Annotated in this window: 22 protein-coding genes; 14 read left to right on the top strand and 8 right to left on the bottom strand. The window is 35.2% G+C overall.

Going from position 1 to position 23,690, the window contains the following annotated elements; all coding sequences use genetic code 11:
- The first annotated feature begins 88 nt into the window (after positions 1-88).
- The 10 genes from hemA (at position 89) to OZP06_RS08005 (ending at position 8,640) form a co-directional block, all read left to right on the top strand.
- Entirely contained in the window at positions 89-1,372 is a 1,284-nt protein-coding gene (gene hemA / locus OZP06_RS08050; RefSeq protein ID WP_281324459.1) for a glutamyl-tRNA reductase, read from the top strand.
- Between the two features lie 12 nt (positions 1,373-1,384).
- The gene (hemC, locus tag OZP06_RS08045; RefSeq protein ID WP_281324458.1) at positions 1,385-2,353 is read left to right on the top strand and encodes a hydroxymethylbilane synthase; all 969 of its coding nucleotides are present in this window, start codon (positions 1,385-1,387) and stop codon (positions 2,351-2,353) included.
- Positions 2,354-2,541: 188 nt separating this feature from the next.
- Positions 2,542-3,204 carry a uroporphyrinogen-III synthase gene (locus OZP06_RS08040; protein ID WP_269224422.1) on the top strand — a complete coding sequence of 221 codons (663 nt, stop codon included), beginning with the start codon at positions 2,542-2,544 and terminating at the stop codon, positions 3,202-3,204.
- A gap of 43 nt (positions 3,205-3,247) precedes the next feature.
- Positions 3,248-4,273, top strand: coding sequence for a uroporphyrinogen decarboxylase (hemE, locus tag OZP06_RS08035; protein WP_269224421.1), 1,026 nt, complete (start codon positions 3,248-3,250; stop codon positions 4,271-4,273).
- 129 nt (positions 4,274-4,402) lie between these two features.
- Complete coding sequence (locus tag OZP06_RS08030) at positions 4,403-4,786, top strand: hypothetical protein (protein ID WP_269224420.1); 384 nt, start codon at positions 4,403-4,405, stop codon at positions 4,784-4,786.
- On the top strand, positions 4,779-5,315 hold the full coding sequence (locus OZP06_RS08025) for a GNAT family N-acetyltransferase (protein ID WP_269224419.1): 537 nt from the start codon (positions 4,779-4,781) through the stop codon (positions 5,313-5,315). Before OZP06_RS08030 ends, OZP06_RS08025 begins: the two co-directional genes overlap by 8 nt.
- Entirely contained in the window at positions 5,305-6,207 is a 903-nt protein-coding gene (hemF, locus tag OZP06_RS08020; RefSeq protein WP_281324457.1) for an oxygen-dependent coproporphyrinogen oxidase, read from the top strand. The genes OZP06_RS08025 and hemF overlap by 11 nt, the downstream gene beginning before the upstream one ends.
- A complete protein-coding gene (locus tag OZP06_RS08015) occupies positions 6,198-7,142 on the top strand; it encodes a DUF4421 family protein (RefSeq protein ID WP_269224418.1) in 945 nt (314 codons plus the stop codon). The genes hemF and OZP06_RS08015 overlap by 10 nt, the downstream gene beginning before the upstream one ends.
- A 58-nt stretch (positions 7,143-7,200) precedes the next feature.
- A complete protein-coding gene (hemB, locus tag OZP06_RS08010) occupies positions 7,201-8,196 on the top strand; it encodes a porphobilinogen synthase (protein ID WP_269224417.1) in 996 nt (331 codons plus the stop codon).
- A gap of 60 nt (positions 8,197-8,256) precedes the next feature.
- Positions 8,257-8,640, top strand: coding sequence for a c-type cytochrome (locus OZP06_RS08005; protein WP_269224416.1), 384 nt, complete (start codon positions 8,257-8,259; stop codon positions 8,638-8,640).
- Between the two features lie 4 nt (positions 8,641-8,644).
- On the opposite strand, the gene OZP06_RS08000 is transcribed toward OZP06_RS08005, so the two are convergent.
- Positions 8,645-8,863 carry a hypothetical protein gene (locus tag OZP06_RS08000; protein ID WP_281238347.1) on the bottom strand — a complete coding sequence of 73 codons (219 nt, stop codon included), beginning with the start codon at positions 8,861-8,863 and terminating at the stop codon, positions 8,645-8,647.
- Between the two features lie 94 nt (positions 8,864-8,957).
- Between OZP06_RS08000 and OZP06_RS07995 the strand changes: the two genes are divergently transcribed.
- Positions 8,958-9,428, top strand: a complete 471-nt coding sequence (locus tag OZP06_RS07995) for a methylated-DNA--[protein]-cysteine S-methyltransferase (protein ID WP_269224415.1) — start codon at positions 8,958-8,960, stop codon at positions 9,426-9,428.
- 161 nt (positions 9,429-9,589) lie between these two features.
- Entirely contained in the window at positions 9,590-10,303 is a 714-nt protein-coding gene (locus OZP06_RS07990; protein ID WP_269224414.1) for a 3'-5' exonuclease, read from the top strand.
- 23 nt (positions 10,304-10,326) lie between these two features.
- Here the strand turns inward: OZP06_RS07990 and OZP06_RS07985 are convergent, their stop codons facing one another.
- The 6 genes from OZP06_RS07985 to OZP06_RS07960 all read right to left on the bottom strand — a co-directional run bounded on the left by OZP06_RS07985 (position 10,327) and on the right by OZP06_RS07960 (position 17,046).
- A complete protein-coding gene (locus OZP06_RS07985; RefSeq protein WP_281324456.1) occupies positions 10,327-11,625 on the bottom strand; it encodes a DASH family cryptochrome in 1,299 nt (432 codons plus the stop codon).
- Positions 11,622-13,157, bottom strand: coding sequence for a cryptochrome/photolyase family protein (locus tag OZP06_RS07980; RefSeq protein ID WP_269224411.1), 1,536 nt, complete (start codon positions 13,155-13,157; stop codon positions 11,622-11,624). Before OZP06_RS07980 ends, OZP06_RS07985 begins: the two co-directional genes overlap by 4 nt.
- Before the next feature lie 241 nt (positions 13,158-13,398).
- Positions 13,399-14,118, bottom strand: a complete 720-nt coding sequence (locus OZP06_RS07975; protein ID WP_269224410.1) for a DUF2071 domain-containing protein — start codon at positions 14,116-14,118, stop codon at positions 13,399-13,401.
- On the bottom strand, positions 14,115-15,623 hold the full coding sequence (locus tag OZP06_RS07970) for a deoxyribodipyrimidine photo-lyase (RefSeq protein ID WP_281324455.1): 1,509 nt from the start codon (positions 15,621-15,623) through the stop codon (positions 14,115-14,117). The genes OZP06_RS07975 and OZP06_RS07970 overlap by 4 nt, the downstream gene beginning before the upstream one ends.
- Complete coding sequence (locus tag OZP06_RS07965) at positions 15,620-16,267, bottom strand: flavin reductase (RefSeq protein ID WP_281324454.1); 648 nt, start codon at positions 16,265-16,267, stop codon at positions 15,620-15,622. The genes OZP06_RS07970 and OZP06_RS07965 overlap by 4 nt, the downstream gene beginning before the upstream one ends.
- 353 nt (positions 16,268-16,620) lie before the next feature.
- Complete coding sequence (locus tag OZP06_RS07960) at positions 16,621-17,046, bottom strand: DUF2452 domain-containing protein (protein ID WP_269224576.1); 426 nt, start codon at positions 17,044-17,046, stop codon at positions 16,621-16,623.
- Positions 17,047-17,381: 335 nt separating this feature from the next.
- On the opposite strand from OZP06_RS07960, the gene OZP06_RS07955 reads away from it, so the two are divergent.
- The gene (locus tag OZP06_RS07955) at positions 17,382-18,821 is read left to right on the top strand and encodes a nucleoside recognition domain-containing protein (RefSeq protein ID WP_281324453.1); all 1,440 of its coding nucleotides are present in this window, start codon (positions 17,382-17,384) and stop codon (positions 18,819-18,821) included.
- A gap of 121 nt (positions 18,822-18,942) precedes the next feature.
- Here the strand turns inward: OZP06_RS07955 and OZP06_RS07950 are convergent, their stop codons facing one another.
- Positions 18,943-21,726, bottom strand: a complete 2,784-nt coding sequence (locus OZP06_RS07950) for a M4 family metallopeptidase (RefSeq protein ID WP_281324452.1) — start codon at positions 21,724-21,726, stop codon at positions 18,943-18,945.
- 339 nt (positions 21,727-22,065) lie between these two features.
- On the opposite strand from OZP06_RS07950, the gene OZP06_RS07945 reads away from it, so the two are divergent.
- Positions 22,066-23,667, top strand: a complete 1,602-nt coding sequence (locus OZP06_RS07945; protein ID WP_269224403.1) for a fumarate hydratase — start codon at positions 22,066-22,068, stop codon at positions 23,665-23,667.
- Positions 23,668-23,690: the final 23 nt, after the last annotated feature.

The following is a 23,690-nucleotide window of genomic DNA, read 5'->3' as shown; positions in this document are numbered from 1 at the left end:
AACATTCAGCGACACAAAAAGAACTTTTAGCGTTACTTTTATAAAAAGGATAGTTATAGTTTTGTTAAACTTAAGTTATAGTGTATATATGAAAAATTCCAACGTACTTAAAAACGTATATTTTTATTCCATTGGGCTTAGCTACAAAAAAGCCGATGCCGAAATAAGGGGTAAATTTAGTTTAGACACTGTAGCTAAAACACGTTTGCTCGAACAAGCCAAAAATGAAGGAATACAAAGTCTATTTGTTACTTCAACCTGCAATAGAACAGAGATTTATGGTTATGCCGAACACCCTTTTCAATTGATAAAACTGCTTTGCGAGAACAGTAATGGTACCGTAGAAGATTTTCAAAAAGTAGCCTATGTTTTCAAAAATCAAGAGGCGATATCACATTTATTTCGCGTAGGAACTGGTCTAGATAGTCAAATCTTAGGCGATTTCGAGATCATTAGTCAAATACGAAATGGGTTTGCCGAAGCAAAAGCTATGGGATTGGCTAATGCTTTTATGGAACGATTGGTGAATGCAGTAATACAATCCAGCAAGAAAATCAAAAACGAAACCGAAATCAGTTCCGGTGCTACTTCTGTATCTTTTGCATCGGTTCAATACATAATGAAAAACGTTCCTGACATTGGAAACAAAAATATATTGCTTTTTGGAACAGGAAAAATAGGACGAAATACCTGTGAAAATTTAGTAAAGCATACCAAAAATGAGCATATCACTTTAATCAATAGAACCAAAGACAAAGCAGAGAAATTAGCTGGAAAATTGAATCTAATTGTTAAAGATTACTCCAAATTGCATCTAGAATTACAAAAAGCAGATGTAGTAGTGGTGGCTACAGGCGCACAAAATCCGACAATTGACAAAGCCATTTTGAATTTGAAAAAACCGTTGTTAATTTTGGATTTGTCGATTCCAAAAAATGTAAATGAAAATGTAAAAGACCTAGAAGGCGTTACTTTAATACATATGGATCATCTATCGCAAATGACAGATGAAACTTTGGAAAACAGAAAAACACATATTCCTGCTGCTGAAGCCATTATAGAAGAAATTAAAGAAGAATTTATAGCTTGGACTAAATTAAGAAAATTTGCTCCAACCATAAATGCCTTAAAAGAAAAATTAAACGATATTAAAAAATCAGAATTGGTTTTTCAAAGTAAAAAGTTATCCAACTTCAACGAAGAACAAGCTGAAATAATCAGTTCTAGAATAATCCAAAAAATCACCACCCATTTTGCCAACCATCTCAAGAATGAAGATACTCTGGTAGATGAAAGCATTGATTGGATCGAAAAAGTATTTCAAATTAGCCCCCTAACTCCCGAAGGGGGAACTACTATTAAAGTAGTATAACAGTTTAATTTAATGAATAAGAAATCAAATTCCACTTCAACAGCTTCCCCTTCGGAAACCAGGGGCGCTATACGCATAGGAACCCGCGATAGCGAACTCGCTTTATGGCAAGCCCACACAGTCGAAAAAAAACTAAACGATTTAGGCTATAAAACCGAAATTATTGCCGTTAAATCTCAGGGTGACATTATTCTGGATAAACCCTTGTATGAATTGGGAATTACAGGGATTTTTACCAAAACCCTTGACATTGCCATGATTAATGGTCAAGTAGATATTGCGGTGCATTCTATGAAAGATGTTCCAACAGCATTGCCTATTGGTATTGTTCAGGCAGCGGTTCTGGAAAGAGCCAATACTTTGGATATTTTGGTACATAAAGGAAATCTTGATTTTCTCAACAATTCAGCAACTATCGCTACTGGAAGTTTGCGTCGTCAAGCCCAATGGTGGAATAAATATCCCAATCACACCGTAGTTGATTTGCGTGGAAACGTAAATACCCGCATGCAAAAACTACAAGAAAACGATTGGAACGGAGCTGTATTTGCTGCTGCAGGCCTAGAACGCATCAATTTAAAACCAGAAAATTACATCAACCTTGATTGGATGATTCCTGCACCTGCACAAGGAGCGATGGTAATTGTAGCTATGGCAAACGACGAATTCTGCCGAGATGCTGTTGCACAATTAAATGATATAGAAACCGAAGTGTGTACGCACATCGAAAGGCAATTTTTAAAAACACTCGAAGGCGGTTGTACAGCACCAATTGGAGCTCTAGCAAAATACGATGAAGACCAAGATACAATCCATTTTGAAGGCGTTTTATTTTCACTCGACGGAAAACAAAGAATCGAAGTGAACAAGATTGTGCCTATCGAAGAATGGAAAAAACTAGGATATAACTCTGCTAAAGAAATCCTCGAAAAAGGAGGAGACCAACTGATGGCAAGCATAAAAGAGAGTTTGAAAAAATAAGGAGCGAAAGATGGTGCCTTTTTGGAAAGTTGGGTTCCCGCTCTCATTCCAAACGAAGTTCACTGAACTCCTATGAAAATAAAAGTATAGTGAAGTAAATCCTCGCAAAAAAAGCTCGGGATTTTCCCTTCTATCGGGGCTAAAAGAGAAACAATTAGCTTTTTTCAGAATGAATCAATAAATAAAAAATGAATAAAACAGTTTTATTATCCACTAAAACCCTGACGGATATTCAGCGACTGCAACTTTTAAGTGCTGATTTTGAAGTATTCGAGGAGGATTTCATTTCGACTAAAAAGCAAAAATTCGAACTCAATGCCATCAACGACAATTTGATTTTTACCAGTCAAAATGCAGCACAAAGTGTTTTGGAAAACGCAAATGTTGACGATTTGAAAACCAAGAACGTTTTTTGCGTTGGACTAAAAACAAAAATTCTATTATCTGAAGCTGGTTTTAACGTAGTGGCCTACACGGGTTATGCTGCTGACTTAGCCGAAATTATTGCTTTGATTTATAGCCAAGAAAGCTACACATTTTTTAGTGGAAATCTGCGTAAAGAAACACTTCCAAAAGCACTAAATGAAGCAGGAATAAAATTCAATGAGATTCAGGTTTACGAAACGCTATTGACTCCAATAAAAATTAAGGAGAAAATCGATGCCATATTGTTTTACAGTCCTTCAGGCGTAGAAAGTTACTTGAAAGACAATAGTATAAAGAAAGAAATCTGCTTTTGCATAGGCGAAACTACCGCAGAAGCATTAGATAAAATAACAAAAAACATCATCGTCGCAGATCAACCTAGTATTGAAGACGTGATTGAAGACGTGATTGAAGAATATAAGTAATCCCTCTAACCCCCGAAGGGGGAATTAAAAAAACGAATAAAAAATGATAAAGAACGATTTATTTTTAAAAGCTTTAAAAGGAGAAACAGTACAACGTCCACCTGTTTGGATGATGCGTCAAGCTGGAAGATATTTACCAGAATTCATCGCGTTGCGTGACAAATATGATTTCTTCACCCGTTGTCAAACCCCAGAATTGGCTGCCGAAATTACGGTGCAACCTATACGTAGAATTGCTCCCGATGCTGCTATTTTATTCTCGGATATATTGGTAGTGCCACAAGCCATGGGAATTGAGGTTTTGATGAAAGAAAGTTTTGGACCGTTTTTGCCAAATCCGATTCGTACTATTCAAGATGTAGAAAAAGTGATTGTTCCTAATATTCAGGAAACTTTGGGCTATGTGATGGACGCCATCAAATTAACCAAAGAAATGTTGAATGACGAAGTACCGTTAATTGGTTTTGCTGGTTCACCTTGGACAATCTTTTGTTATGCAGTTGAAGGAAAAGGTTCTAAAAGTTTTGATACCGCCAAAGGATTTTGTTTTACACATCCAGAAGCGGCTCATGTTTTATTGCAAAAAATCACGGATACCACCATTTTATACCTAAAAGAAAAAGTAAAAGCGGGAGTAGATGCCGTTCAGATTTTTGATTCTTGGGGAGGAATGCTTTCTCCTGTTGATTATCAGGAGTTCTCCTGGAAATACATTAATCAAATCGTTGAAGCCTTGGCCGATGATGCACCAGTAATTGTTTTCGGAAAAGGATGTTGGTTTGCCCTTGGTGAAATGGGTAAAAGTAGAGCTTCGGCATTAGGAGTAGATTGGACGTGTTCCCCACGAAATGCCAGATACCTTTCTGGAGGAGACATCACTTTACAAGGAAATTTTGACCCAAGTCGTTTGCTTTCTCCAATTCCAGTTATCAAGAAAATGGTCCATGAAATGATTGACGAGTTCGGAAAAGACAAATACATCGTTAATTTAGGGCACGGAATTTTACCAAATATTCCAGTAGATCACGCCAAAGCATTTATTGATGCGGTGAAGGAATACGGAAATTAGTAGGCAGTTTTTAGTAAATCTCCTACAAGGTTTTTTCCAAACCTTGTAGGTATGTTTGAGTGCGACTATCAGAAAGTAATACCTACAAGGTTTGAAAAAACCTTGCAGGATAACAAAATAGAATAATAAATGCTCAACAAAGGCCTAAGAGACCAAGAAAGTATTCGAATTGATAATCTACTCAAAAAGTTGATGTCGTTGGTTTGTGTGCCTAAGTTTTGGAATTTAGAAGACCTTCTGTTATTAGAAAATGACTTAAAAGACTTAGGAATAAATATCGAAAGTCTTACTGAATTTAGCAAAGAAGAATTAATCGTTCATTTACAACGCCTTAATTTTGACTGGAATCAGTTGGAGTTATTTGCTGATTTTTTAGTCGCTTTTTCTAATGAAAGTCAGTTTGATTTTTCACCAAAAGCAATTGCCATTTACAATTATGTCCAAGCAGAAAGCAAGACCTTTTCGTTTGGGATTTTTAACAAAATAGCTGTCGCTAGAGCTACTAATGAATAAACAAGAAGCTTTCCATATTGCACCATTAGAGACAGGAGACACTAAAAGTCTTAGTAGATTAATGATCACTAATGCCGAAAGATTCAAAAGGTATTTTCCTAAAACGCTTTCAAGTAATTTGACATTGGAAGCAACCGAAAATTATATTGAAAGTAAAATAATCGAATTTGAAATCAAATCTGGTTTTACATTTGCGATAAAAGAGCAGGAAACCCAAACTATAATGGGACTTGTTATTCTCAAAAAAGTAGATTGGCAAACCAAACAAGCAGAAATAGCTTATTGTATAGGCAAAGAATATGAACGTAAAGGTTGGGTGACGAAAGCCGTGAAAGCCATTTCGAATTATGCTTTCAACGAATTAAATTTGGAAATCCTTCAAATCATAGCGCACAAAACCAATTTGGCAAGTATTAAAGTAGCTGAAAATAATGGTTTTGTTTGGCAAAGAACACTTGTTGATGAATTTACCCCAACCTATGAACTTTCCTTAGATATGGAATTATATGAATATACGAATGAAAAATAAATTTTACGCATACATACAAAATCTTCAAGACCAAATCTGCACAGGATTGGAAACCGTTGATGGCCAAGCCAAATTCCGTGAAGACCTTTGGGATCGTCCAGAAGGCGGTGGTGGTCGTACCCGTGTAATCGAAAACGGAGCAGTTTTTGAAAAAGGTGGCGTCAACATTTCGGCAGTACACGGAAAATTACCCGATGCCATGCAAAAAATGTTCAATGTAGGCGAAGCCGATTTTTTTGCCTGCGGTTTGAGTTTGGTTTTGCATCCAAAAAACCCAATGGTACCAACGGTTCATGCCAATTGGCGCTATTTCGAAATGTACGATGATAATGGAAATGTGATTCAGCAATGGTTTGGTGGTGGACAGGATTTAACCCCTTATTATTTGTTTGAAGAAGATGCGATTCATTTTCACCAAACTTGCAAAACCGCTTGCGACAAACACAATCCCGAATTTTACCCAAAATACAAAAAACAATGTGACGCTTATTTTTGGAATGCGCACAGAAACGAAGCCAGGGGAATTGGCGGTTTATTCTTTGATTATTGCAAAGCAACGGACGACATGTCTATGGAAAATTGGTTTGCCTTTGTTAGCGAAGTTGGAAATAGTTTCCTAGAAGCCTACGTTCCGATAGTTGAAAAAAGAAAAAATTTACCCTTTACTCCAGAACAAAGAACGTGGCAAGAAATTCGTCGTGGCCGTTATGTCGAATTCAATTTGGTACACGACAAGGGCACTTTGTTTGGCTTAAAAACCAACGGTCGAATAGAAAGTATCTTGATGAGTTTACCTCCGCACGTGCAATGGGTATATGACCATCATCCCAAAGCGGGAAGTGAAGAAGAGAAATTAATTAGAACACTAGAAAATCCAAAGGAATGGTTATAAAAACGTTTTGGTTGATTCTGATTGGTGGTATTCTTGACTGTTATGCTCAAGAAAGTACTGCTCCCAATCCGTATTTCAAAACGTATGATGACAAAGTCATTGCCAGTTTGTATTATTTGGATGTTTCTAATAATTTTCAATTCGTGAACATCAATACTGACGGAACCAAAACGACTTTGAACTTAATTCCAAATCGGAGAGAACAAATAGGAATGAGTGTTTCCTATAAATTTGCCGATATCTCTTATGGATTTTCACCACAGTTTTTTGATGTAAACAAAGACAACGGCAGTTCAAAACTGTTTAATATCAGTACACGATTCATCGTAAACCAATGGATGCAGACGCTGAGTTTTATCAATCAAAAAGGGTTTTATGTGAAGGAAGATAACTTAACAATTCCTTTTCAGAGGTTAAGATCAACAAAAGTTGGTGGAGTAACCTCATATATTTTTAATCCTAATTTTTCATTTAAAACAATAGCGAATCAAAAAGAATGGCAAACCAAAAGTTCCGGAAGTTTTATCCCGAATTTTTCATTCTTTTATACCAATCTAGATTTGAATGATGGAAATCCAAATTCACAAAGTGACATTTTCGAAATGACACTGTCGCCATCCTATTATTATAATTTTGTAATTAATAACAGGGTTTTACTATCGGCAGGTTTGTCTATCGGAGGCGGAATTAGTAATATTGACAGTGATATTTCGGGTATTTTGGAGTCAAGTACTAGTTTTAAAGCAGGATACAATACCGATTCGTTTTTTACATTTTTAAATATAAATTACTTTGCTTTTATACAAAATAGTGACGCCAAAATACAATTGAATGATACTGTTTCGACTTTAAATGTTACGGTAGGATATCGTTTTGATCCTCCAAAGAAAGTAAAAGAAGTGTTCGAAACCATTCATCAAAAAACAGGACTTTAATATTATAAATCATATAATCTGCTCCCGCTAGCTTTCGGGACTAAAACCTAAAATTATTATGTTCCCATTACACAGAAACCGCCGTTTAAGAGTCAACGAATCCATCAGAAGTTTGGTTCGTGAAACTACATTAAGTCCAACCGATTTTATGTTCCCGATGTTCATTGCAGAAGGAGAAAATGTAAATGTTGCTATTCCTTCTATGCCAGGAATCTTCCGTCGTTCTATTGATTTGACAGTAAAAGAAGTCAAAGAAATTTACGATTTAGGAATTCGTGCAGTCAATATTTATGTAAAAGTGAGCGAAGATTTAAAAGACAATGAAGGTGTTGAAGCATGGAATCCAAACGGTTTGATGCAACAAGCTATTCGCGCTATCAAATCGGCTTGTCCGGAGATGATTGTAATGCCGGATGTGGCTTTGGATCCCTATTCTATTTACGGTCACGACGGAATTATTGCCAATGGCGATGTCGAAAACGATTCTACTGTTGCAGCTTTGGTAAAAATGGCGGTCTCACACGCACAAGCGGGAGCCGATTTTGTAGCGCCATCAGACATGATGGACGGACGGGTCTTGCGTTTGCGTGAAGGATTGGACGCAGCAGGATTTCATCATGTTGGGATTATGAGTTATTCGGCCAAATATGCTTCGGCTTTTTACGGGCCTTTCCGCGATGCTTTGGACAGTGCACCAAGAGAATCCAAAGTAGCCGTTCCAAAAGACAAGAAAACCTATCAAATGGATTATGCCAACCGCATCGAAGCCATCAAAGAAGCGTTATCTGATGTCGAAGAAGGAGCCGATATGGTGATGGTAAAACCAGGTATCGCCTATTTGGATATCGTTCGCGAAGTAAAAAACGCGGTAAATGTCCCAGTAACTGTTTTCCACGTATCGGGTGAATACGCCATGATCAAAGCCGCTGCCGAAAGAGGTTGGTTGGATCACGACAAAATTATGATGGAGCAATTGATGTGTATCAAACGTGCAGGAGCCAGTCTAATTTCGACTTATTTTGCAAAAGAAGCTGCCATACTTTTAAAAAAATAAAAACCATTTAAGCCAAAAGACGATACCCTATTTGACCAATTAAAATAAATTTCACATACTATGAAAAAAGTACTTTTATTATTCGCTATTCTAACATTTTTCTCCTGTAAAAAAGAAAGTCAGGAGTCATTCGGTAAGCCTGAAACTACTGCAGAAAACCTTAAAACACCCGAAGATTTGGGAAAAGAAATTTTTATAACCAAAGGAAATTGCGTTGCCTGCCATTTACCTGATAAAAAACTTGTAGGACCTAGTTTACACGACATTGCCAAAATATACAAAGATAAAAAAGGCAATATCGTTACGTTTTTAAAAGGTGACAGTGAACCAATTGTTGATCCTAGCCAATTTGCAGTTATGAAAACCAATTTTGCTATCACCGAAGAAATGTCAGACGAAGAATTACAAGCATTAGAAGCCTATATTAATTCTTATTTGAAATAGAACTTTAACCTGAACTTTGTCGTCGAAGGAGGAGCTCTTTCCTGCTGTTCATTACAAGCTCTCTGTCATAAACCTTTTTTTCTATTGTGCCGCAAGGAGCTTCCGTTGGTCGCTCTTGCAGCACAAGAAAAAATTGGTTTATTCCATCGAGGCTTTCCATTTTCATCAGGGCTAAAAAACAAGAACCATTTGTGTAAACGAGTGGTTTTTTTTTATTTTTCATCCTTTTAAAATCCTTTGCGAACTTTGCTCTAACTTTACTTCGTTAGTTCGCCTTCGCTCGGGTGTGTGCTTTGCAGTTCAATTTATTTAAAATCATGGAGACAGTTTATATCAAAACCCCTTTGGGAATTGCCACAATTACAGGTGATGAAAACGGAATATCAGTAATTTCTGTTTCCGATGGAGGAATTGTTTCGGCAGATATTCCGACTATTTTACAAGAAGCCGTTACACAACTTAACGATTATTTCGAAGGAAAACGAACCGATTTTGATTTTAAACTCAATCCAAAAGGAACCGAATTCCAACAAAAAGTATGGAAGGCATTAGTAGAGATTCCATACGGAAAAACCAGAACCTATCTCGAACAATCCAAAATTTTGGGAGATGTAAAGGCAATCCGAGCTGTAGCTTCCGCCAACGGAAAAAACCCACTCTGGATTATTGTTCCTTGCCACAGGGTCATTGGCACAGACGGTTCCCTCACGGGTTACGCAGGAGGTTTATGGCGCAAAAAATGGTTGTTGGAGCACGAGAATCCTAGTACACAGCAAAGTTTGTTTTAAACGACACAACACAGATTTTCACAAATTGTTTTTTGTAATAAATTTTAATTATTTTTAAATTCCTATCTGCATTTTTGTATATTTAAAATCTGTGAAAATTTGTGAATTGAAAATCAGTGATTCAACTGAAAATAATATTCTGAACTAAATCTGTGTTTTATATGATTGAAAAAATAAACCTCAACAACATACTCTTCCTCGATATAGAAACCGTTCCGGAAGAAGAAAACTTCAATTCACTAGATTCCGAAATGCAATTGCTTTGGGAACACAAAACGCAATACCAACGAAAAGACGAGTTTTCTGGAGAAGAATTCTATGACCGCGCTGGAATTTGGGCAGAATTTGGAAAAATAGTATGCATTTCAGTGGGTTTTTTTGCCAATAAAGGTGATATTCGAAATTTTAGGGTGACTTCCTTTTTTGGAGACGAAAAGAAAATCCTAAACGACTTTAATAATTTAGTGAACAATCACTTCAACCAACCGCAACACGTTTTGTGCGGACACAATGCCAAAGAATTTGATATTCCGTTCCTCGCCCGCCGCATGATTATCAACCAGATTGCCATTCCAAACAAACTGAATCTATTCGGCAAGAAACCTTGGGAGATTCCACATTTAGATACTTTAGAACTATGGAAATTTGGCGATTACAAACATTTCACTTCTTTAAAATTAATGTGCAAAGTTTTGGGAATCCCATCCCCAAAAGGCGATATCGACGGCAGTCAGGTGGGGCACGTTTTTTATGTGGACAAAGACATTGACCGCATTGTAACCTATTGCGAAAAAGACACTATTGCCGTAGCCCAGATTTTCCTTCGATTGCGACGAGAAGATTTATTGATTGAGGAAGAGATTATTCATGTATAATCATCTGAGTTTAGTAAAATATATCATTTGTTCTTCAACCACAAATTTCTAAATTCCATTGTTTTGTCGTAATCAGCTGCTTGTTTTTCGATATTAAAATACCTATGTCCTCTTGGGTCATTGCCAACGCCTGCAAGATAAGCCCAATTCCCCCAATTGCTGCAAACATCATAATCTATGAGCTCTTGTTCAAAATAGGCAGCTCCGATTCTCCAATCCATGTTGAGTTCGTTGCAAAAATAACTGGCTACATTTTGTCTTCCGCGATTGCTCATAAAACCAGTCTGCTTTAATTCTAACATATTAGCATTGATAAAATCAGATTTTGTTGTTCCATTTACCCAGCTCAATAGCAAGCTTTCATTTAGTGATTTTGAGTTTTCCTTCTTGGTTTGAATTCCGGAATATAAGAAAAACTTGGTTTGGTGTTTTTTGAACATAATTCTAAAAAAGTCGCGCCAAAGTAATTCAAAAACCAGCCAATACGTGGATTCATTTGCGCCATATTCTTTTTCGTAGTTCTTGATTTGATGATAAATAGTTCTTGGAGAAATACATCCCAGAGCCAACCAAGGAGAAAATTTTGATGAATAATCAGCACCTACCATTCCATTTCTAGTTTCTTTATAGGTAGACAATAATTTTGTTTCAAAAAAATAATGTTTCAATCTTTTATTAGCTTCAATCTCGCCTCCTTTAAATTGAATTGCTGCCCTAGAATCAATTGATATAGGTTCTAGTCCCAATTCTTCCAAACTAGTTAATTTTAATGCAGGTATCGCTGGGGATTTAATCACTTCAGGTCGTTTAAATACCGTTCTTATGTTGGTCTCTTTTTCTATTTTTTTTCTAAAGTTGGTAAAAACATTTGGAATGGTTTCTATGGTAAAAGGCAAGTCTTCAGTATGATATAAAGTACTGGTACAAAAAGTATCTAATTCACAATTAACTTTAAGCAACTCATTTTGGACCAGTTTTTCTGTTTGTAGTTCCTCAAAGGCAACTTCTCGTTTTGAAAAGACTTTTTGAGCACTAAATTCCTTTGCTATTTTAGGAATTTCAATCTCTGGTTTTCCTTTTACAATTAATAAACCAGAACCTATATTCCGTAAATTTTCATCCAAATCTCTCAAAGATTCTAATAAAAATTGTGCTCTAAAACTCCCAGTTTTTTTAAATCCATATTTAGTACATTCAAAATGAGCATCATCAAAGCAATAAACCGGAATAATCTGATTACTTTGTTCAATTGCTTTTAAAAGAGTCTCATTATCGGATATTCTCAGGTCGGTTTTGAACCATATTACAACTGTTTCCATCATAACTCATTTATATTTTTCAAATAGTAATCGGCTTGTTCAAGTATTTCAGTTTTTGTTTCGACTTTCATTTTTCTCCAAACATTATACATCATGCCAATTCGTGGGTTTTTGCCCAATTTACTTTCGTTTTTATCATAAAAATTCCAATATAAGCTATTAAACGGACAGGCTTTGTCTCCTGTTTTTAGTGCTTTTTTATAAAAACAAGACCCACAATAATGACTCATTTTATCAATATAATTAGCAGAACTCACATAGGGCTTTGTACCTACTATTCCTCCATCTGCAAACTGGCTCATGCCTCGGGTATTGGTAATTTCAACCCATTGAATTGCATCAATATAAATACCCAAATACCAACGATCTACCTCATCTGGATGTATGCCTGCTAAAAGGGCAAAATTGCCAGTAATCATCAATCGTTGAATGTGGTGTGCATAACTGTAATCTAAAGATTGTTGAATAGCGTCTCTGAGACAATTCATTTTGGTTTTCCCTGTCCAATACCAATCTGGTAGTTTGGCTTCATGGTCAAAATAATTCATTGAAGCGTATTTGGGCATTTTATTCCAATAGATACCTCGCATGTATTCTCTCCAACCAATAATTTGCCTAACAAATCCTTCCAATTGATGGTATTCTATTTCGGTTGGTCGTTTATGCCATTCCTCAATGCATCTTTCAATAACTTCTTGAGGTGAAATCATTTTTATATTCATCGAAAAGGATAGTCTGGCATGGTACAAGGACCATTCATTGGGCGACATCGCATCTTGATAGCTCCCAAAAAAAGGCAAACATTCGATGGCGAAAAAATCTAATAATTGCAACGATTGTTCTCTTTTAATGGGCCAAACAAAGTTTTTGGCGTCAATATTTCCTATAGTTTTAATATTGGTTTGGTTGATTTCGTCAACAATTTCTACCACATTATTATTGAACACCAATGGAGTCGTTGGTTTATGGTTTTTGGGTAGTTTTTTTCGATTATCACCATCAAAGTTCCATTTACCGCTAATTGGCTTGTCGCCTTCCATCAAAACATGGTGTTTTTTTCGCATGTAATGATAGAAACTTTCCATCAAAAACGTTTTTTTGCCTTCAAAAAAAATGCTCAATTCTGCTCTTGTAGTAAAAAAATGTTCCGTATCCACGGTAGTACTTGGTATAGTTATTTTTTTGCTGAAATTTTTTAGCAGTTCGTCCAATCGGTATTCATCTGGTTGTTGAAATTCAAAATTGTTAAAGTGATGTTTTTCAATTAGAGCCAAAATATTTTTATCGAATGACTGTAAGTTGGTCGGATCATTCAAATAAATATAGATAACGTTGTGATTGTTAGATTTTAATTCTGATGCAAAGTTTTGCATGGAAGCAAAGAAACCCACAATTTTCTGAATATGATGTTGGGCATAATCTGTTTCGGAGCGGATTTCCATCAAGACATAAGTTATAGCATCATCAGTGGTTTTGAACCAAGAATGATTGCTGTTGAGTTGATCGCCAAGAATTAATCGTAGAGTCTTTTTCATTTGTTTTCTGCAGATTATTTTATTTATTCATTCTGCATTTGTGACTGCAGAATTAAACTTCATCCCAAGCATTTTCTCATTTTTTGCAACATGCAAAAAGGTTTTTTGTAAACTTAACATACTTTAATGGGTACGTTTTGGTTTTTTACCTTTCACATATAAATACTATTTAAATTTCTAAAATAGGGTATAGCCTGATCTTCATTGGTGTTTGTGGCATATTGATCATGGGATTTTATATTCAGTCTTTTAATTCTGTTCGTTCCCACTCAATTTTAACTAACGAACCTTCTGCCATAAAAACAGCTTCTGGTTGTGAATTTTTCAAAACAGAAAAGGAATTGCCATACATACCTTCAAAATCACAATCAATTGAGTAATCCAAAACTGCGTATGTTTTCCAGCTAGGATGCTGTAGTTTATATTCTAATGTTTTAGTCGCATTTACTTTGGTATATCCATAGTAATGTTCGTAAATAAACTGTTCCAAACTTCCCGCTTTCATTGGATTTGCTTCATTTTTGGTTTCCACATAAATGCTATTACACTTAGTATTCAAGAACCATTCAAAATTTACTTTGTTTGTATGTAGTCTTTTTTGAATTTGATGTTTGGTAGGAACTACTGTATAATGTTCTTTGTACAATTTATTGGCCATCCAAGCAACAATAGGATAAGGAATCGTTTCGTTTATAAAAACTACTCCTCTTTTGATTTGATTGTTTTCTTTGCGAACAACATAGAACCTTAAATTAATTTCCTCAAAAGTTCCTAAGCGCGGTATTGGAACACTGAAAATCTTAGTGTTTTTGAACATAAATCCAACAAGACTTACATAGGCATTCCCTTCAAATAAATCCAATTCTACTCCCTTTGGCAAAAAGGGTTTAAGCAAATTTGGATCAATTATATAATTGGCCATAATGATGTGTTCCCAGTTTGCTTTCAAAAATATACTCATTTTGTCTTTTTGTTTTTGGTTTTTAATGCGGTTCTCTTGGAGTTTGGATTCGAAACATGTTTTTTCAAAATTCGTTTTCCTTCTTCTTTAACTTCTTCTTTTTTTCTAAAACTCCATACAATATCATTGGCATATTTTCTGGTTTCATCTATATTTACGATAGGATTTGGGTAATCCTTCCCTATTTCACAATTATAAAATTGTTGTTCTATAGCGTTCATTTTCCAAGGTTCGTGTAGTAATGAAACTGGAATTTCTGCTAGTTCTGGCAACCATTGTTTAATGAATATTCCTTCGGAATCGTGCTCTTCCGAATTTTTAATAGGACTGTAAATGCGAATGGTATTGATTCCTGTAGTGCCCGACTGCATTTGTATTTGCGGATAATGAATGCCCGGTTCATAATCCAGAAATTGCCTGGCTAGAAAATGAAGTTCACGCCAGTCTTGCCATAAGTTAAAAGTAAAAAATGATACCACCATAGCTCGCATTCTGAAATTGATATATCCTGTAGCTACCAAACACCGCATACAAGCATCAACAATTGGAACGCCAGTTTTGCCTTCTTGCCAAGCTTTAATGTACGTTTCGTTTTTTGGTTTGACCAAAAGATTGTAGGCTTTATTAATATTCTCAAACTCCATAGTGCATTCATCTTCAAACTTTTGTATAAAATGACAATGCCAATGCAATCTCGAGACAAAGTTGAGCATTGCTCTTTTGTTAGGTGAATTCTGATAATGCTGATTGGTATATTGATAAATCATTCGCATACTGATGTTCCCATACGTTAGATAGGGAGACATTCGGCTACACCCTTTGCGACTCAATGCTGGTTTTGATATGTGTTTGCTATAATTTACATGGCGCACTTTGACAAAACTATCCAGATACCTCCAGGCTAAATTTTCGCCACCTTGCTGAAAATTTTTATTTGGAGTAGTAATTTCAGTGTCTAGGGGATTTCCCTTTATGGCATCGTATTCATTTGGTTCTAAAAGAATACAATTTAGATGATCAATAGTGATCATTTTGGGTTCAGACCTCATTACTGTTTCCCATCGTTTGTCCCAATCTATTCTCGATTTTAATTTACGTATAACACCGTGCATTTGAGATTCTTCCCAGCTAATGTTGTTTTCTTGAAAATAGCTTTGCAAAAACAGATCTCTATCAAAAGTAATTTTATTCCCAATTTCTTGATGAGAGAAAACAATTTTTATATCGTAAATGGCTTGTATTGCTTTAAAAACAACCGCAGCTTCTTCGTGAAAAATATATATTTTTGAAGTTGAACTTTTTAAACTGTGTTGTAAATCTTGTATGGATTCATATACAAATCTCCAGTGCCGAATGTCTGAATCATCATAATTCATTGCCGAAGGTTCAAAACAATACAGCAATAACAAAGGCAATCCCGACTGATGCGCATTAAAAAGCGCTACGTTGTCTATTAAACGCAAGTCTCGTTTGAACCAAACAATATTTATGGCTCTTTTGTTCAAATTGATGCAATTGATGTTATGGCTAAATTTGGTTTGGCATAGTTCAGTCTATCCAGTTTAATCGTCTTATGATAACTATCCAATCCAGAACAAGTAATTGTGTTTGCTTTTTCAATATCAATAAAACCATCAGTAGATTGACACCCTTGGGGAAAATATATTTGTACAATCTCACCGATTACCATTTGAGTACTGTTGATTGTAATGTCAATTTTTTCTTTGAATTGTATGCCCAGTTGTATGTTGCTTTCTTGTACAAAAGGGGCTTCAAAATTGTTTTTGTATTCTGGTGTTAAACCGGTTACTTCAAATTCTGAAACCGATGGATCATATCTAGCCGAAGTTTGATGGGCTTGTTTGAAAATAGTTTCATTGACATGGTTTATAGTATAAAATCCAGTTTCAATGATGTTAATTAGAGTATCTCTATCGGGGGGCGAAGGGCGAAAGATCAAAGCTATCAAAGGGGGATGTGCTCCAATGTGAAAAATGGAACTAAAAACAGCCAAATTGGTATTCCCTTGTAATGATTTTGTTCCAATCAAACCAACGCTTTTAAATCCTCCGAGACTGTTAATAAGATGGGTTTTTTCTTGTTTCGATAAGGTTTTTATTTCTTGAGAATTTATAAATGTCTTTGTCATTATCTTTTTGATATTATATTATTGGTGTTGGCTCTTTGTAGCTCGCATTTAAATCGATCTATTCCTTCGGTCCGCATGGCTATGTGCCAGTTTTTTATATTTTAACCAGTTGCGCCATGATTTATAACTCGAAAAGCTAAGTTCTTTTTCATTTATCTTCATACTTCGGACTTTTTTAATCCAAATTCATATTTCATGGCATCAAATTGGGCACGATTTTCCTAATGTCATTACAATTATTCAATCCACTACTCTACTCTATCGTCGAGTTCATTTTTTGGAGTTGTTGTTGGTTTAGAGATTTTAGCATTCGTAAATTTATTTTGAGCAAACTATAATGGAATATAAAATCGTTAGATATTTGGGAAAATAGCATTAGATAGCTCAAGTTTAATCCATTTTTTGTCGCTATTCAGTTTGAAAGAGGCAATATGCTCTTTGTTCCATTCATGGGGTCCAATTAAGGATAAGAAATTAGTGCCATCATTGGAGGCGTACATATGATAGATTTCGCCAATAACGGGTTCAAATGAAAATTTACTATTATATACTAAATCGTTCCATTCATACTCTTCCATTAATTTTTGGTAATCCTCTTTGAGCTGACTGAATTTATATTTAAATTCTTTGTTTACTTGATGAATTCCTCTTGTTTTCCAAGCCACTATATTATCTGTTTTTATTACTGGCGCACCAACAGTTGTGGCGTAGGGTAATAAATAAGCGTTATATCCTTCCCTATCTGAGTATACTATGTTGTCTGGTTTTTGTTTTTCCATTTTGCTAAAAAAATATTTGATTCATACATTGTAGTAAATTTTTAATTAAAGGTTAATCAAACATAAATATTTGTTTAACTTTTAATTAAAAACATTAAACAAAGATATAGTATATTTAGCATGAATGAAATTTTTATCTAGAATTTAATATTTAATTATTTTTATCGACTGCTATTCTTATTAAATAGAAAGATTTAAAAAAAGTTGAAGTCTTTTTTAATCAGACAAAAGATACTTTTTACTGATATTAATTGAAACTGTTTGTTTTACTCCTTTAACTCAATACTCGAATATGATTTATGAATTAATTATTACATTTACAAAAATTATATATTATGGTATTAAGTAGATTTTGGCTCACTATTTTCATTTCTTCGATTGTATTTGTTGTAATTAGTTTGTTTACGGGTAATAGTTACACGATAGATTTTATTTTGAATGGAAAAAAAGACGACCCCATTTTACTTTCCGAAAAATACATCAATCAAGTTCCGGTTTTCATCAAAGACAGCATCAAAAATGCGCCAGATCAAACAATGATAATCAACAGAGATACCATTAATGCGGATACCACTTATGTTTATAAAAACAAAACCGTAAAGATTTACAGTGGTGTTCAAAAATCAGATGGGCTTTTGCCAACTTGTAAAAGTACGTTGCTCGACTTAATCATACCACTTATTGCTTATTTGGCATTCTTCTGTGGATTGATGGAACTTTTAATCATTTCTGGAGCAACAGAAAAACTGGCTAGAGTTTTGAGTCCAGTATTTGTGAAAGTGTTTCCAAGTATTCCCAAAAATCATCCTTCGATTTCCTATATGACTTTAAACTTTGCTGCTAATTTCTTGGGATTGGATTCTGCCGCAACACCTTTTGGATTAAAAGCCATGGAAAGTTTGCAGGAAATAAACCCCGAAAAAGACAAAGCCAGTGATGCTCAAATTATGTTTATGTGTCTTCATGCCTCGGGACTTACCTTAATTGCAACGTCTATAATCGGCTATCGTGCTGCTGCAAATGCCACCAACCCTGCCGATGTTATGTTGCCGTGTATTATCACCTCTTTTATTGGTACCATTGCTGCTTTTTTGATTGTTGGAATCAAGCAAAAAATTAATTTTAAAAGCGCTTCTTTGGTGATTGGTTTAATGACTTTGATAGCTGCAATTGTGGGTTTGTTAATGTATGTAAACCATTTGAATCTAATTGGTAAAAATTATTTCACATCCAATCTTTCTGCATTGATATTGGTTGGTATTATTGCTTTTACATTGATCTTATCCTTTATTAAAGAAAAGAAATTTACGGAAGCCAATACAACGGTTTATGAAACCTTTGTGTCCGGAGCCAATAATGGCGTAAAAACGGGTGTTACCATTTTTCCATATGTTTTAGGAATGTTAGTGGCTATTTCTTTGTTCAGGAACAGCGGTTTGTTTGAAATTATTAGTGAATGGATTGCTTATGGATTTTCAAATTTGGGCGTAAGTAAAGAAATCACCGATGCTTTACCGGTAGCATTGCTTAGACCTTTTAGTTCTGCGGGTTCACGAGGATTTTTAATTGATTCTATGAATACTTTTGGTGCCGATTCCTTAACGGGAAGATTAAGCAGTATTTTTCAATGCAGTGCCGAGAGTACTTTTTATGTGATTGCGGTTTACTTTGGTTCGGTTAACATAAAAAATACCCGATACGCTTTAAGTACTATGCTTTTGGTTGATTTAATTTGTGTAATAACCGCTATTTTGGTGGCGAGTTGGTTTTTTTAAAAAATACAGTGTTATTGCAAATTCAATAAAATAGGAGTTTTTACTTTGTTTTTAATAAAGTATCAAACATAAAAAAGCCTCACAAATTTGTGAGGCTTTTGATTTGTATAAAAAAGAAAAATTATTTCTTAATCAACTTTTTAGTCATTGTTTTTTGACCATCATTTATTTCAACAAAATAAGTACCGGCACTTAATTTGCCAATATTAATAGCATTTTCAGATAATTTTCCTGCATCAACTTGTTGTCCCAAGAAATTCATAATCCTATAAGAAGAGGCTCTATTGTCTGCTAATTTAACATTTACAAAATTAGAAGAAGGGTTTGGATATAGAGAGAAATCAAAAAGATTGTCTTCATTGCCCAACTCACTTGCAAAAGTACTAGCCGTAATTCCAGCGATAGCCGCACCTCCTATATTTACAGTATAATCTTCTACTTCTCCATAAGAGAACGTTTCACAAGCAGTTTGAGCAGCATTGTATTTCATAGACACTCTCATTCTTGTAGTTCCAGCCAAAGCAGTTGTAGGAACTGTAAAAGTATAGGTAAGATTAGTACTTAGAGAAGAGGAACCTGCTACCATTTGCTCAGAAGTTTCGAAAGTTCCATTTTTATTAAAATCGATCCAAATTCTCCAATATTCAGTGTAAGCTGTACTCGCAAAAGCAGCACTCAAAATTATTGTATTTGAACCGTAAGGCAAGTTTCCAGTTAGGTTGGTGAAGTTTCCATAACCTGCATTTGCACCAGTAGCATTTGCAATACCTCCAATTGCTACATTATCAATATATTCATAAGCAACACTGCTTCCTTTAGAAGTACAATAGGTAATTGTTGATGCCGTTGTAGTTACATTAACTGCAGTACTTGCAGCAGAAAGATTACCTGCAGCATCTTTGGCTTTTACAGTGAAAGTATAGGCAGTACTTGCTGTTAAACCAGTTACAGTGTAAGCCAATCCTGTAACAGTTGTTACTAAAGTAGTTCCGTTGTAAACATTATATCCAGTTACTGCTACATTGTCTGTTGAAGCTGCCCAAGTCAAATTTGTAGTCGTTGATGTTGTTCCGGCAGCGGCTAAACTTGTTGGTGCTGTTGGTGCAGTAGTATCTGTTGAAGCAGAATAGGCTGCTCCAACACCTACTGCATAAAAAGCATTTGTGGTTGCTATTACTTCTGCAGAACCTGCTCCATAAAGATCTGTAGCTGCTTGGATTCCGTAGGTTCTTGCGTTGGCGTATGTAGAGTTTGCCGACAAGTACACACTTTCTAAACGATAGGCTATTTTGGCAGCTTTGTCAATTGTAATTCCTGTAACATTATAGGCGCTTCCAATATCATTTGTACCTGATTTACCAACTGATAAAATGTAAAACCAATGGTTTAAAACTCCTGAATTTCTATGTACACCACATTGATCGTTTGCACTTGATGGGGTACAACTTACATTATACCAATTGGTTCCACCATAAGTATCCGGCTGTCCTTCTGTTTTTGGATTGCTCATGGATCGCAAAGACAAATGTCCTGTTCTTCTTTCGATGTCTTCACCAATCAGCCATGTTGATTTTGTTGGTGCTGCTCTATATTCAATACAGGCTCCCCAAATATCAGAGAAAGCTTCATTCATAGCCCCAGATTCTTTTTGATAGGCAAGATTTGCCGTATAAGTACAAACTGCATGTCCTATTTCGTGTCCAGCAACATCCATTGCGGTAAGAATATCAAATCCACCAGTTCCACTTCCATCTCCGTAAGTCATAACACTACCATTCCAAAAAGCATTATTATTGTCTGGGTAACCAGCCGCAATTAAATTATAATGGACATAGCTTTTTATTTTTGCACCAGCATTGTCATAACTATTTCTACCATGCACTGCAGACCAATAATCATAAGTCATTTCAGCTCCCCAATGAGCATCCAGCGCGCCATTGTCTTTATTGGTATTATTATATTCAGCGGCTGTCCAGTTATTATCAGCATCCGTGAAATTTGTTGTTGGATAAGTTGCAGTTCTTGCAGAATTATAGGTTTGAATCCCATTTCCTCTAGTTGCATCCGATAAAATATAAGATGAACCACTTAAAGTTGTTTGTATTGTTTGCGTACCGCTATATCGAGTTGCAGCATTTGCAGCAACAATGGCTAAATTTACATTGTTCGAATTAGTTCCTTTTTTTTCTGAAGACATTGCTTTTCCTGAATGACTAAATTCTCCTAGATGTTTAATGGTAGCATTATAAAATAACGTTTGTCCCGTTTCGGCATCAATATAAATATCTCCACGACTTATCGGATTAGTGGCATAGATATCAAATTTGTAAGCCAAACGAACATTGTCTTTTTTTCGTTTAAGACCTTGCTCTTCCATTGACGGCAACAAAACCAGTTCCCCTTTTGGTTTGGCATAATTCATTACTGCTGCATCTGCTTGATTTTCCCACAAGTAATTTTTTGCCCCAATTTGATTCAAAGCTTTTTCTAATGCAGCTTCAGCTGAAAGAGTTGGTTTGGTATTTACTTTGTTGATCGCATAATATTCACCACTCATTGATGCTATTTTATCATTTTTAGAATGAATACTGTAAGTTGCAAATTCTACTTTAATTCCCTCATGATACAATTGGAATTTTTCATGCGTAAATCCATCTTTATCCGATTCCGCTTTTATTTTAGCATAGGTTTGTTTATCAGCTAATTTTAATTGATCCTTTAATGCTTTTTGAAAGTCCGATCTTTTATACTCTGATTTTTCATTAAAAGCTATTAAACTTGGTGAGCCATTTTCGGATAGGCTTTTTTGACTAATTCCTTTTTCCGTTTTTTGTCCAAATGACGACAAACTAAACATTGCTGTAACTATTGTTAAAGCAATGATTTTGGGTAATTTTTTTTCCATTTTGGTTTTGTTTGGTTAATTAGTGAATAATTATTTTTTTAACAAAAGCAAATGTATTTGTTATGATATAATTACAAAAGCGTATAAATACCTGATTAATAAATAATTAAATTTCGGTTAAATTTAAAATTTAGCTCACAAATTGACCTAGCGTTTTCTATATAATACCTTTTGAAATCAAGGTTTAAAATGATTGGTGGGAAAAATATTTTTCAAATATGAACGTTTTTTTCAGTTATTTCAAATTTTCGAATTATTTAATTAGGAAGCTGATATAAATCAGTTATGATTCTTTGAACAATTCTTATATTTGGCTTTCTTTAAAAAAAAAATCATATTATGGACTTTATATACCAGGATCCTTATCCTATTTTAAAAGACGATACACAATACCGTAAAATTACTTCCGACTTTGTAAAAGTTGAAAAACTCGGAGATAGAGAAATCTTGACCGTTGACCCAAAAGGGTTGGAATTGTTGGCTCAAGAAGCCTTAAAAGATGTTTCATTTATGTTGCGTACAGCACATTTAGAAAAACTTAGATCAATTCTTGACGATCCCGAAGCAACCGATAACGACCGTTTTGTAGCTTATAATTTATTACAGAATGCCGTTGTGGCTATCGAAGGAGAGTTACCTTCTTGTCAGGATACAGGAACAGCGATTGTAATGGCCAAAAAAGGCGAAAACGTATATACAGGTGTTGATGATGCCGAATGGCTTTCAAAAGGGATTTTTAATACCTATCAGGAAAGAAACCTTCGTTACTCCCAAATTGTCCCGATTAGTATGTTTGAGGAAAAAAATTCAGGTTCAAATCTACCTGCTCAAATAGATATTTATGCCAAAAAGGGAGCTTCTTATGAGTTTTTGTTTTTAGCAAAAGGTGGAGGTTCTGCCAACAAAACCTATTTGTACCAACAAACAAAATCGTTGCTGAATGAAAAATCAATGGATGAATTCATTCGTGCCAAAATTAGAGACTTAGGAACATCAGCCTGTCCACCTTATCACCTGGCTTTAGTAATCGGAGGAACTTCTGCGGAAGCGAATTTGGCAACTGTTAAAAAAGCATCTGCTGGATATTTTGATCATTTACCTACTTCTGGAAACATGGCTGGTCAAGCTTTCCGTGATTTGGAATGGGAAAAAAGAGTACAATTAATTTGTCAAGAAAGTCAGATTGGAGCACAATTTGGCGGTAAATATTTCACACATGATGTTCGAGTAATTCGTTTGCCACGTCACGCCGCTTCTTGTCCAGTAGGATTAGGTGTTTCCTGCTCAGCAGATAGAAATATCAAAGGAAAAATCACCAAAGACGGTATTTTTGTAGAACAATTGGAAGTAAATCCAAAACGTTTGTTGCCAGAAACAGCACCACATTTGGAACCCGCTGTTGAAATTGATTTGAATCAGCCAATGGCCGATATTCTTAAAAAATTATCACAATACCCTATCAAGACCCGTTTGAAATTAAACGGAACATTGATCGTAGCCCGTGATATTGCACACGCTAAAATCAAAGAATTATTGGATGCGGGTAAACCAATGCCAGAATATTTTAAAAACCACCCAATCTATTATGCTGGCCCAGCCAAAACACCAGAAGGAATGGCTTCGGGAAGTTTTGGACCAACAACAGCTGGTAGAATGGATGTATATGTAGAAGAGTTCCAAAAAAATGGCGGTAGTATGGTAATGCTGGCCAAAGGAAACAGAACCAAAGCTGTGATGAACGCTTGTAAAACCTACGGTGGATTCTATTTAGGGTCAATTGGAGGTCCTGCAGCTATTTTGGCCAAAGAAAACATACTTTCTGTTGAGGTTGTTGATTTTGAAGAGCTAGGAATGGAAGCAGTACGTAAAATCACAATTAAAGATTTCCCTGCTTTTATTATCACTGATGATAAAGGGAATGATTTCTTTGAAAATCTTTAGAAAAACTAAATTATAAAACTAAA

Origin of the sequence: Flavobacterium sp. IMCC34518 (genome assembly GCF_027111095.2) — a bacterium.
GTDB lineage: Bacteria > Bacteroidota > Bacteroidia > Flavobacteriales > Flavobacteriaceae > Flavobacterium > Flavobacterium praedii.
Note: the sequence above shows the minus strand (reverse complement) of the source record. Positions and strands in the feature narration are given on the sequence as shown.